We start from the raw sequence: 11,934 nt of genomic DNA, 5'->3' as shown, positions 1-11,934 counted from the left end.
ATGTCAGTTTCCTGTTTCAGAGGGAGCGTTTGTGTCGTCGTCACTCTCCGGCCCCCCGTCGTCGTCCTCTTCATCCAGGCTGTTTTCCAGCCAGCGCATGCCTTTCTCGATGTTCAGCGCGGTGGCGATGCCTTCCAGGGAGAGGCCCAGCTCTACCAGGGTGATGGCCACCGCCGGCTGCATGCCCACCACGATCACCTTGGCATCGAGAATCCGCGACACGTTGGCGATGTGCGAGAGCATCCGGCCGATGAAGGAGTCGACGATTTCCAGCGCCGAAATGTCGATGAGCACGCCGCGCGCCTTGTGCCGGACGATCTGCTCGGTGAGGTCTTCCTGCAGGTCCATGGCCAGTTGGTCATGCATGTCCACCTGGATGCTCAGCAGCAGGTAGCGGCCCATCTTGAGGATCGGAATACGATCTACCATCGGGGTGTCCTCAGTGGGCCTTGGCCGGGCTGACCATGCGCACGCCCAGTTGCTTGAGCGCCAGCTTGAACGCATCCGCCAGGGAGGCCTTGGTCACCACGTCGCCGAGCTCCACGCCCAGGTGCACGATGGTCGCCGCGATCTGCGGGCGGATGCCGCTGATGATGCAACGCGCGCCCATCAGCTTGGCGGCGGTGATGGTCTTGAGCAGGTGCTGGGCGACCATGGTGTCCACGGTCGGCACGCCGGTGATGTCGATGATCGCCAGGTCCGACTCGGTCTCGACGATCTTCTGCAGCAGCGACTCCATGACGATCTGCGTGCGGTTGCTGTCCAGCGCGCCGATCAGCGGCACCGCCAGTACCCCGTCCCAGAGTTCAACCACCGGCGTGGACAGCTCCAGCAGGCTTTCCTGCTGTTCGCGGATCACCGCCTCGCGGCCGGTCATGAAATATTCCAGGCTGAACAGGCCGAGCTGGTCGATCAGCTTGCTGATCTGCCACACCGCCTCGATGGACGTATCGGGCTGCTGCTGCTGCAGCAGGGTGAACAGCGGCTCCTTCAGGGAGAAGATGAAGGTCGCCGTCTCCGACGGGCTGAAGCCCTGCCGCGCCTGGGCCAGGGACAGGCGTTCGAGCTGGGATTTCAGCGGCTTCCAGGCCGGCGAGTCGAAGTCCCGCGCGCCCTGGGCCAGCGCCATGGTGAAGGTCTTGAGCAGTTCCTGGGAGTTCTGCTGCACCGTGCGCTCGTCGATCAGGTCCAGCCGCAGCCCTACGGCGCGCTGCGCTTCCAGCCACTGTGCGAGGAGCTGTTGTTCGTTGTGTTTGAAGAGTTCTGCAAGCGAAGTGTCGGTCATGTGCGGGCGTCCTGTTGGTGAAATGGCGAAACGGCATCGCGGAACCGACTCATGGGAAAACGCCGAAGTTCAGATTATTTGCACGAAGGTGCTTGCTTCATCGCTCGTTCGGCGGGCCCGGTACCTCCCAGACGCCGCCGTCGCCCACCACGAAAATCCGCTGGTCGGCGTCAGGCTGCCAGGTCATGGCGCCGGTGAAATGGCCGAAGGAGGGCAGCAGGCTCAGCCCGTCGCCGATCACGAAGCAGGGCAGGCGCACCTGTTGCCGGCCGCGCCCGCGCAGGACGAATGCCGGGTGCAGGTGCCCGGCCAGCACATGATGGCCGGGACAGCGGGCGGGCTCGTGTTGCAGTGCGAAGGGGCCCAGCAGCAGCGGCTCCGCCACCACCTCGATGGCCAGCTCTCCGGGCGGGTCGCCCGCGTGCCGGTCGTGGTTGCCGCGCACCAGCGTGATGGCCAGCGACGGATGCCGGCTGCGCCACTCGGTCAGGCTGGCGAGGGTGTGCTCGGTGCGACCCTCGCGGCTGTGCAGGAAGTCGCCGAGGAAGATCAGCCGCCGGCACGGCAGGCGCGCCAGCAGGGCGTCCAACCGCTGCAGGTTGCCAGCGGTGGTGCCACCGGGTACCGGCTGGCCCAGTGCGCGGTAGCTGGCCGCCTTGCCGAAATGGATGTCGGCGACCATCAGGACCTGCTGCTGCGGCCACCAGATCGCCTTTTCCGCCAGCAGCCAGAGCTCGTGGCCGGCGACCTGCACGGCCCGGGAGGACGGATGCAGCGTGCTCATCGCTCAGGCCGCTGCCGGGGTGGCCGCGGCCGGCCATCCTTGGTGTGCCGGGGCCGGCGCGGCCGGGGCGGGCGGTGCTCGTTGTCCACGCTCAGCGGCACGCTCGGGTCGCCGACATAGGCACCGGGACCGGCGGCCTGTTCGAGGTCGGCGACCATCCGGCGGATGCGGTCGGCGAGCTTCTCCGAGCTCAGGCTTTCGCGGAAGCGCTCGACCAGCAACGGGAAGGCGAACGGCGTGGCGCGCCTGACGGCATGCAGATCCAGGCGCAGCGACTGCATGCGCTGCAGGGTCTGTTGCAGGCGCTGCACGTCCAGTTCCTGGCGCAGCACTTCCTGCTGGGCCTGCACCAGCAGCAGGTTGTCCGGGTCGTACTGCTTGAACACCTCGAAGAACAGGCCGCTGGAGGCCTGCAACTGGCGCGCGCTTTTCGGCGCTCCCGGGTAGCCGGTGAACACCAGCCCGGCGATCCGCGCGATCTCGCGGAAGCGCCGCCGCGCCAGCTCGCCGGCATTCAGGCTGGCGAGCACCTCCGGCAGCAGGTCCGTGCTGTCGAACAGCGCCGGCGTCAGGGCGCTGGCGAAATCCACCGGGCTGGCGCACAGCAGCTCCAGGCCGTAGTCGTTGACCGCGAGGGAGAAGCTCAGCGGCTTGTCGCGGGCCAGCCGCCAGGCGAGCAGGCTGGCCAACCCCAGGTGCACCGAGCGGCCGGCGAACGGGTAGAGGAACAGGTGCCAGCCTTCGCGGGACTTCAGGGTTTCGGCCAGCAAGGTGGCTTTGCCCGGCAGCGCCGACCAGGCCTTCTGGGTGTCGAGCAGCGGCCGCAGCAGGCGCATCTCGGCGCTGGCGTAGCGGCCCTGGTCCGCCGCGTCGAGTTGCTCCAGCATGGCATCGGCCAGCTCGCCGGAGAGCGGCATGCGCCCGCCGTTCCAGCGCGGGATGGCGGCCTTGCGGCCGGTGGCGCGGCGCACGTAGACGGTCATGTTGTCCACCTCCACCAGCTCCAGCGTGCGGCCGGCGAAGAGGAAGGTGTCGCCGGGGCGCAGGCGGGCGATGAAGCCTTCCTCGATGCTGCCCAGCGAGCCGCCGCCGGCCTTGCCCCAGAAGCGCACCGTCACGCTGGCGTCGCTGACGATGGTGCCGATGCTCATGCGGTGGCGCCGCGCCAGGCGCGCATCGGGCACCTGCCAGAGGCCGTCGGCGTCGGGCTCGGCGCGGCGGTAATCGGGGTAGGCGGTGAGCGAATGGCCGCCGTGGCGGATGAAGGCCAGCGCCCACTGCCATTCGCCGTCGCTCAGTGCTCGGTAGGACCAGGCGCTGCGCACCTCGGCGAGCATCGCCTCGGCGTGGAAGCCGCCGCCCAGGGCCATGCTCACCAGGTGCTGGACCAGCACGTCGAGCGGGCGCTCCGGGGCCAGCCGCGCCTCGACCTTGCCCTCGGCCACCGCCGCGCGGGCGGCGGCGGCCTCCAGCAGCTCCAGGCTGTGGGTCGGCACCAGGGTCGCCCGCGAGGCGCGCCCCGGCGCGTGGCCGGAGCGCCCGGCGCGCTGCATCAGGCGCGCCACGCCCTTGGCCGAGCCGATCTGCAGCACGCGCTCCACCGGCAGGAAGTCCACGCCCAGGTCCAGGCTGGAGGTGCACACCACCGCCTTGAGCTGGCCCTGCTTGAGCGCCAGTTCGACCCAGTCGCGCACCTCCCGCGACAGCGAGCCGTGGTGCAGAGCGAGCAGCCCGGCCCAGTCGGGGCGCGCGTCCAGCAACGCCTGGTACCAGGTTTCCGCCTGGGAGCGGGTGTTGGTGAACACCAGCGTGGTGGCGCTGCCGTCCAGCTCGTCGACCACCTGCGGCAGCATGCGCAGGCCCAGGTGCCCGGCCCAGGGGAAGCGCTCGATGCCCGGCGGCAGCAGCGTGTCGATGCGCAGGTCCTTGGCGGTCTTGCCTTGCACCAGGCGCCCGCTGGGCATCAGCACCTCGCGGGCGTGGGCCAGGTTGCCGAGGGTGGCGGACAACCCCCACACCTGTAGTTCCGGCCGCCAGCGGCGCAGGCGGGCGAGGGCGAGCTGCAGCTGCACGCCGCGCTTGTTGCCCAGCAGTTCGTGCCATTCGTCCACCACCAGCAGGCGCAGGTGGGCGAAGGCTTCGTGTGCGTCGGCGCGGGTCAGCAGCAGGGTCAGGCTCTCGGGCGTGGTGATCAGAGCACTGGGCAGGCGGCGATCCTGGCGGGCGCGGGCGGCGCTGTCGGTGTCGCCGGTGCGCACGCCGACGCTCCAGTCGATTGCCAGGTCGTCCAGCGGCGCTTGCAGGGCACGGGCGGTGTCGGCGGCCAGCGCGCGCATGGGGGTGATCCACAGCAGCGTCAGCGGCGCCACGGCGGGCTTGCGCGGGCGGCTTGCCCCGCCGGCCGGCTCCGCCTGGGCGAAGCGGTCCAGCGCGGCGAACCACACCGCATAGGTCTTGCCGGCGCCGGTGGAGGCATGCAGCAGCCCCGACTCGCCGGCCGCGACGGCGCGCCAGACCTCCTTCTGGAAGGCGAAGGGCTTCCAGCCGCGCGCGGCGAACCACTGGGCGGACGGGCGCGGCGCCATCAGAGCAGCCCCTGCAGGGTGGCCAGGGTGTCGGCGTCCTCCACCGACTTGTCGGTGCGCCAGCGCAGCATCCGCGGGAAGCGCACCGCGACGCCGCTCTTGTGGCGCTTCGACAGGGAGATGCCTTCGAAGCCCAGCTCGAACACCAGCGTGGGGGTGACGCTGCGCACCGGGCCGAACTTCTCCACCGTGGTCTTGCGGATGATCGCGTCGACCTTGCGCATCTCCTCGTCGGTCAGCCCGGAATAGGCCTTGGCGAAGGGCACCAGGACGCGCTCGCCGGGCGCGGAGTCGTCCCACACGGCGAAGGTGTAGTCGCTGTAGAGGCTGGCGCGGCGGCCATGGCCGCGCTGGGCGTAGATCAGCACGGCGTCGACGCTGAACGGGTCGATCTTCCACTTCCACCACAGGCCCAGGTCGCGGGTGCGGCCTACGCCGTAGAGGGAGTCGCGGCGCTTGAGCATCATGCCCTCGACCCCCAGCTGCCGCGACGCCTCGCGCTGGCGGGCGAGGTCCTGCCAGTCGGCGCCGTCCAGTCGCGGGGACAGGTGCAGGTGGCTGTCGCCGACCTCCGCCACCAGCTGCTCCAGGCGCGCGCGGCGCTCATCCTGGGGGCGACTGCGCCAGTCCTCGCCGCGCCACTCCAGCAGGTCGTAGGCCAGCAGGGCGGCGGGGACCTCGTCCAGCAGTTTCCTGCTCAGGGTCTTGCGGCCGATGCGTTGCTGCAGCAGGGCGAAGGGCTGGATGCCGAAGGTCGAGCCGCTGTCCGGGGCAGGCTCCTTCCACACCACCAGTTCGCCATCGAGCACGGTGCCGTCGGGCAGGGCGGCGGCCAGCGCGTCCAGTTCGGGGAAGCGCTCGGTGATCAGCTCCTCGCCGCGAGACCAGAGCCAGGCGCGGCCGTCGCGCTTGACCAGTTGGGCGCGGATGCCGTCCCACTTCCATTCCACCAGCCAGTCCTGCGCCGGGCCGAGCAGCGCGTCGAAGCGCTCCACCGGCTCCTGCAGCGGATGGGCGAGGAAGAACGGGTAGGGCTGGCCGCCGCGTTGCGCGTGCTCCTCGCCGGACTCGGCGGCGATCAGCGCCAGGTAGCGTTGCGCCGTGGGCCGGTGCGACAGGTCGGTGTAGCCGACCATGCGCTGCGCCACACGCTTGGCGTCGACGCCCGCCAGCGCGGCGAGGGCGCGGGTCACCAGCAGCTTGGAGACGCCGACGCGGAAGGCGCCAGTGAGCAGCTTGATGCTGACCATCAGGCTCTGCCGATCCAGGCGCGCCCACAGGAGTTGCAGGCGTTCGGCCAGTTCCTCCGGCGGCAGGCCACGCAGCGGCAGCAGTTGCTCCAGCCACCAGTCCAGGCCTTCTTCGGAGGCCTGGGTGGATTCGGGCAGCAGCAGCGAGATGGTTTCCGCCAGGTCGCCCACGGCCTGGTAGCTCTCCTCGAAGAGCCAGTCCGGCAGGCCCGACAGGCGCGTCGCCAGTTCGCGCAGCAGGCGCGTCGGCACCACCTGCCGGGGCCGGCCGCCGGCGAGGAAGTACGCGGCCCAGGCGGCGTCCTGCGGCGGGGCGCTGGCGAAATAGTCCTGCAGGGCGGCCAGCTTGGCGTTGCTGGAGGTCGTGGCATCGAGCCGGGCGTAGAGTTCGGCGAAGGCTTTCATGGCGCGGCCTGCTCCAGGGTGTCGTCCTCTTCGCCGTATTCGGTCTGGAAGGCGCGGGCGTCGAGGCCCTTCTCGGCCAGGTAGCGGACCAGCACGTTGACCTGGCCGTGGGTGACCATCACCCGCTCGGCGCCGCTCTGCTCGATGGCCCACAGCAGGCCCGGCCAGTCGGCGTGGTCGGAGAGCACGAAGCCGCGGTCGACACCGCGCCGCCGGCGCGCCCCGCGCAGCAGCATCCAGCCGCTGGCGAAGGCGTCGCTGTAATCGCCGAAGCGGCGCATCCAGGTGCTGCCGCCGGCCGAGGGCGGCGCGAGGATCAGTGCCTGGCGCAGCCGCGGATCGTTGCGCGCGATCTCGGTGGCGAACGCCGTGGGCGGGATGCGCACCCCAGCGGCGCGGTAGACCTGGTTCAACGGCTCGACCGCGCCGTGCACGAGGATCGGGCCGATGCTGGCGTCGATGCCATGGAGGATGCGCTGGGCCTTGCCGAAGGCATAGGCGAACAGCACGCTGGCACGGCCGGCGGCGGCATTGCCGCGCCACCAGGTGTCGATGTCGGCGAACAGCTGCGCCTGGGGTTGCCAGCGGTAGATCGGCAGGCCGAAGGTCGACTCGGTGATGAAGGTGTGGCAGCGCACCGGCTCGAAGGCTGCGCAGGTGCCGTCCGGCTCGACCTTGTAGTCCCCGGAGGCGACCCACACCTGGCCACCGTATTCCAGGCGTACCTGCGCCGAGCCGAGCACATGGCCGGCGGGGTGGAAGCTCAGCGTCACGCCGTGGTGGTTCAGGCGCTCGCCATAGGGCAGGGTCTGCAGGTCGATGTCCTGGCCCAGCCGCGAGCGCAGGATGCCTTCGCCCGGAGCCGCCGCCAGGTAGTGGCGATTGCCCCAGCGCGCGTGGTCGCCATGGGCATGGGTGATCACCGCCCGGTCCACCGGGCGCCACGGGTCGAGGTAGAAATCGCCGGGCGGGCAGTACAGGCCCTCGGGGCGGGCGATGACCAGATCCATGCGGGCACCTTGGGCGACGAAAGGTTAATGCTGAGAGCGCCGCTGGCCAGCCGAGGTTCCTTGTTTCGCACCCGGTCGACGCCTGCCGGGCACGGGGGGGGGCGGCACAGCGGCGGGGTTAGCGCTTCAAGGCGCGGCCGAGGGCCCTGAGCAGTTCGTTGAACGAATAGGGTTTCTTCAACAGCTCGAAGCCGTGGTGGGCCTCGCCAGCGAAGGCCTGGCTGTAGCCGCTGGTGAGCACCAGCGGCAGGTCGGGCCAGCGCTCGCCGATGATCCGCGCCAGCTCGATGCCGGTCATGCCGGGCATGACGATGTCCGACAGCACCAGGTCGATCTGCTCGCGACGCTCCTCCAGTATGCTCAGCGCCACGCCGGCGTCGCTGGCCAGGCACGCCTGGTAGCCCATGTCGTCCAGCAGGCGCACGGTGAATTCGCCGACCTGGGGATTGTCTTCCACCACCAGGATGCGCCCCTTGGACGGTTGCACCAGAACCGTCGTCGGGTCGGCCTGGCTGGTGGCCGGGGCGCCGACCCGGGGCAGGGTGAAGAGAAAGGTGCTGCCCCGGCCCGGTTCGCTGGTCACGCTCACGTCGCCGCCGGACTGACGCACGAAGCCGTAGACCTGGGACAGGCCGAGCCCCGTGCCCTTGCCGACTTCCTTGGTGGTGAAGAAGGGTTCGAAGACCCGCTCGATATCCTCCGGCGCGATGCCGTGGCCTTCGTCCGTGACCGCGATGCAGACCTGCTCGACGCTGCCGGCGCCGCCATGTTGCGAGGGCGCCGTGGTCGCTTCCTCGAGGCTGATGGTGACCACGCCGTCGCCGTGCATGGCGTCGCGGGCATTGATGACCAGGTTCACCAGCGCGGTTTCGAACTGGTTCAGGTCCGCCTCGACGAAGTACTCGCCCGGCGGCGTGCGCACCACGATGCGAGTCCTGGGGCCCACCGTCCTGCGCAGCATGTCGGCGATCTGCTCGACGCGCTCGCCGACGGCGAACACCGCTGGCTTGAGCGCTTGCCGGCGGGCGAAGGCGAGCAGCTGGGCGGTCAGCGTGGCGGCGCGATCGGCGGTGTCGAGGATGGCATCGAGGTAGCGCTGCTGCTTGTCGGCGGGCAATGCCTTGCGCCGCAGGAGTTCCGCCGAGTTGCGGATGATCGTCAGCAGGTTGTTGAAATCGTGGGCGACGCCCCCGGTCAGTTGGCCGATGGCCTCGAGCTTCTGCATCTGCCGGACCTGCGCCTCGGCCGCCTGCAGGTCGCGGGAGCTGGCCTGGACCTTGACCTCCAGGCGCTCGTTGAAGGTGCGCAGGGTCGATTCGGCGTTGTGCCGCTCGTGCACATCCAGGGAGATGCCGTACCAGCGCAGGATGTCCCCGGTTTCCTCGTCCACGTAGGGGTTGGCCCTGGCCATGAACCAGCGGTAGTTGCCATCGCGGCCGCGCAGGCGGTGTTCGGCCTCGAAGACGCAGCCGCTGCTGCGTGCCTGGTCGAAGGCGGCCAGGGTGCTTTCCAGGTCCTCGGGGTGGATGCATGCGGCGGCGAACAGCCGGAGGTTTTCCGGCTCGCCGGCGCTGCCGAAGTACTCGCTCCAGCGCTGGTTGAAGAACACCAGGCGGCCCTCTGTGTCGGTCACCCAGACCAACTGCGGCGCAGTGTCGGCGATGGCCTTGAAGCCTGCTTCGCTTTCGCGCAGGCGTGTCACCGCGTTGTGCTTCTGGGTGACATCGGAGGCGGCGCCGAACCATTCCACGACGTTGCCGGCCGCATCGAGGATCGGCACCGCCCGCGACAGCGTCCAGCCGAGGCTGCCATCGGAGAAGCGCACCCGGTGTTCCAGCTCGAAGGTGGAGCGCTCGGCTATGGCCTTTGCAATGGCGCGCAGCACGCGGGCGCGGTCCTCCGGCTCGATGTACTTCTCGATCCAGTTCAGGTTCGGTTGCGCGGTGTCTTCGAGAAACCCCTGGCCGGTCAGCTCGCGCATTTCCTGCCAGTCCGGGCTCATGCGGTAGATCGCCGTGCTGGTGGTAGTCACCAGCGCGCGGAAGCGTACCTCGCTGTCGTGGACACTGGCGCCGGTGTCGTCGGGAAGGCGGAAGTCCACGCGGGGCGGGGCCTCCAGATTAGTCTTGGGCATGCTGATGTCCTTGCGATCTCATCGTGCCAGCAGGTGCGGGCGGACCGTTTCAAGGATGTTCAGCGTAGTTCGCTCCGCGCGGCCAGGCAGCGGCAGGTTACGAATGGATGCCGCTGCCTGCCGTGCCCCGCCTCAGCGCACCCGTTCGCGGCTCTGTACCGCCAGTTCCAGGGCCTTCTGCATGTCCAGTCGGGCGGAGCGGCCAACGTCCCGGTCATCGAGCCGGTAGTTGCGCTCCGACGGCAGGATGGGCGCGGTGAGGTCCTCGGCGTCCGTCGGTTCGAAGTCGTAGTTGTCGCCGATGCTCAGGGCGCTGCGGCGCAGCAGCATGCGCAACTGCTCGGGCTGCAGGTGCGGGTTGATCGACAGCATCGCCGCCAGCAGCCCGGCGACCATCGGCGTGGCGTAGGAAGTGCCGCAATGCACCGCGCCCGCGGCGCCGGGCTCGCGCACCGACGCATGGGTACAGGCCGACGCGGTGATGTCGACCCGCATGTCGATGTTCGACGAGCGTCGCTTGACGGCGAAACCCGGGTCGTCCACCGCCAGGCCGGCCTGCTGGCTGCGCTGGTGGCCGCCGACGACGATCAGCTGTTCGGTGATGAAGGAGGAGGGCAGGCGGTATTCGTCGGTGCCGGAAAAGGACGAGCCATTGCCCGCCGAATTCACCACTACCACGTCGGGGTGCTCTTGGCGCAGCCAGAGGAAGAACTCTTCCAGCAACTCTTCGTAGCCGCCCATGGCGATGCCCGAGCGCAGCAGCGAATCCACCTCGTCGCCCTCGACGTTCCGGGCGCCGACCCGGTGGATGCCCCAGCTCCAGTTCAGCACCCGCACGCCGTCTTCCACCAGGTTCACCGAGGCGGCGATATTGGCGGTGATACCGGCGTCGGAGTTGCGCTCGACGATGACCTCGAAGCCGCCGCCGGCCCGCTCCAGCGCCCGCAGGAAGCCGGTGTTGCCGCCATCGTCCCAGCCCGCGGCGAGAATGCCGGCCACGGTGGTGCCGTGCTGGTCGGGCCGTTCGGCGTCGCGGGCGTAGACGCAGACGCGGGGCGGCGCGCAGGCACCGGAGAAGCCGGCGAAATCTGCCGTGTCGAAGTCGACGTCACGCTCGATCAGGCCGATGCGCACCGGTTGCGGGCGAATCGGCGCCTGGCTGGCGGGGATGCGTCGCTGGTAGTAGTTCACCGCGTCGAGGAAACGGTTGGCGGCCCATTCATCGGAGTCCTGGGCGGGCTTTTCCGGCTCGCGGCGGGCCGGCGCTTCCTCGCTCCTTTGCGCCGCCGACTCCTCGACCACCACGGCGTCCACGCTGGTTTCGCTGCCCAGGCGCAGGACGAGGGCGTCGCGCTGCACCAGGTCCTTGGCCGGCAAGCGCAGCTGGTAGAGATTCAAGGGGGCGATGCTGCCCACCACCTCGGCGCCATACTTGTGCGCCAGCCGCTGCGCTTCGCGCAGGCCGTCGTGGTTTTCCTCGATCAGCAGGCTGGCCAGGTCCACGTAGGTGGTCAGGCCGTCCTGGTTCGTCGCCACCTCGTCCGGGCCCGCCGCCAGCACGTGGCTGTTGCGCAGGGTCAGCCAGGCGGCGTTGCTCGCGCGGGAGCCATCTTCCAGCCAGAGCGGGCCGCTGCGCTGCCGGGCGCTGTTCAGGCGGATGCGCAGCTGGTCGGCGTCGCGGCGGATGTCCTGGTCCGCCAGCGGGCGGCCGTCGAGCAGGACGCGCGGCAGGGCCGCGCCGAGGCCGCGCACCGTCAGGCACCAGTCCTGCTGCTGTGCATCCAGCAGGTCGCCGCAGCGCTTGAGCGATGCCAGGCGCAGGGGTTCCTCGGCGCTGGCGGGGAGGCTGGCGAGCAGTGTCGGCAGCAGCGTGGCGAGCAGAAAAGGGCGTAATCGCATGGCCGGCATTCCGTGGCGGGATTCCTGCGTTTCGGACTGCCGGGCGCGCCGATTCGTTCAGGACGAATGCGCCGCCGGCTGTCTCGGCGCGCCATGGCAGCGGGGCTGGAGCAGCGGCGGGAAACTGGACTATGTTTTTTCTGCCCACTCGATAGGCGGCCTGCTGGCCGTTCTGCTCAGGGCATGACTGTGAGGTGAGCAAGCCATCGAGGTTAGCCGTGAACGACTCGGACAAAGAGCTGAAGGAAGCAGCAGTCGCTGCCTTTCTCTTGCTGGTGCCGGCGCTGGCCCAGGAAATCGAACGCACCATCCCGTTGGGATCGACTCCCGCTGAACGGCATCTGCACCGCCAGCGCAAAGGCTGGGCGGAGCTGTGCGAGTCCGCGCAGCGGACGGACATCGACCCGCTGGAATTCGCCCGCCAGGTGGTGGTGCTCTACCAGCAGGAGCGGCGAAGGTCACGGCTCAATTGAGGACGCGGCGGGCAACCCGTCGTCATTTCGCCTGAACATTTGCCCGGGCCCTGATTCATAGCGGAATACGGCCTGGCCGGTGGACCTGCCGGCCAGCAACCTGCCTGTC

9 protein-coding genes are annotated in these 11,934 nt (G+C 69.6%); 1 reads left to right on the top strand and 8 read right to left on the bottom strand.

Annotation, left to right across the window (positions count from 1 at the left end; translation table 11 throughout):
• Positions 1-3: 3 nt before the first annotated feature.
• From N0B71_RS24955 to N0B71_RS24920, 8 genes are all read right to left on the bottom strand, one after another.
• Positions 4-429 (bottom strand): STAS domain-containing protein, encoded by a 426-nt coding sequence (locus N0B71_RS24955; protein WP_259755596.1) that lies wholly within the window; start codon positions 427-429, stop codon positions 4-6.
• A gap of 10 nt (positions 430-439) precedes the next feature.
• Positions 440-1,285, bottom strand: coding sequence for an STAS domain-containing protein (locus tag N0B71_RS24950; RefSeq protein ID WP_259755594.1), 846 nt, complete (start codon positions 1,283-1,285; stop codon positions 440-442).
• A 97-nt stretch (positions 1,286-1,382) separates the two neighbouring features.
• Positions 1,383-2,069 carry a ligase-associated DNA damage response endonuclease PdeM gene (pdeM, locus tag N0B71_RS24945; protein ID WP_259755593.1) on the bottom strand — a complete coding sequence of 229 codons (687 nt, stop codon included), beginning with the start codon at positions 2,067-2,069 and terminating at the stop codon, positions 1,383-1,385.
• Positions 2,066-4,654, bottom strand: coding sequence for a ligase-associated DNA damage response DEXH box helicase (locus N0B71_RS24940; RefSeq protein WP_259755591.1), 2,589 nt, complete (start codon positions 4,652-4,654; stop codon positions 2,066-2,068). Before N0B71_RS24940 ends, pdeM begins: the two co-directional genes overlap by 4 nt.
• Entirely contained in the window at positions 4,654-6,309 is a 1,656-nt protein-coding gene (locus N0B71_RS24935) for an ATP-dependent DNA ligase (RefSeq protein WP_259755590.1), read from the bottom strand. The genes N0B71_RS24940 and N0B71_RS24935 overlap by 1 nt, the downstream gene beginning before the upstream one ends.
• Entirely contained in the window at positions 6,306-7,319 is a 1,014-nt protein-coding gene (locus N0B71_RS24930; RefSeq protein WP_259755589.1) for a ligase-associated DNA damage response exonuclease, read from the bottom strand. The genes N0B71_RS24935 and N0B71_RS24930 overlap by 4 nt, the downstream gene beginning before the upstream one ends.
• 118 nt (positions 7,320-7,437) lie before the next feature.
• On the bottom strand, positions 7,438-9,453 hold the full coding sequence (locus N0B71_RS24925; protein ID WP_259755588.1) for a hybrid sensor histidine kinase/response regulator: 2,016 nt from the start codon (positions 9,451-9,453) through the stop codon (positions 7,438-7,440).
• Between the two features lie 132 nt (positions 9,454-9,585).
• Positions 9,586-11,352, bottom strand: a complete 1,767-nt coding sequence (locus N0B71_RS24920) for a S8/S53 family peptidase (RefSeq protein ID WP_259755587.1) — start codon at positions 11,350-11,352, stop codon at positions 9,586-9,588.
• 218 nt (positions 11,353-11,570) lie between these two features.
• Between N0B71_RS24920 and N0B71_RS24915 the strand changes: the two genes are divergently transcribed.
• The gene (locus N0B71_RS24915; RefSeq protein ID WP_259755586.1) at positions 11,571-11,825 is read left to right on the top strand and encodes a hypothetical protein; all 255 of its coding nucleotides are present in this window, start codon (positions 11,571-11,573) and stop codon (positions 11,823-11,825) included.
• Positions 11,826-11,934 lie beyond the last annotated feature (109 nt).

Origin of the sequence: Pseudomonas sp. GCEP-101, assembly GCF_025133575.1 — a bacterium.
In the GTDB taxonomy this organism is placed as follows: Bacteria; Pseudomonadota; Gammaproteobacteria; order Pseudomonadales; family Pseudomonadaceae; genus Pseudomonas; species Pseudomonas nitroreducens_B.
This window is presented reverse-complemented; position numbering and strand designations above follow the sequence as displayed.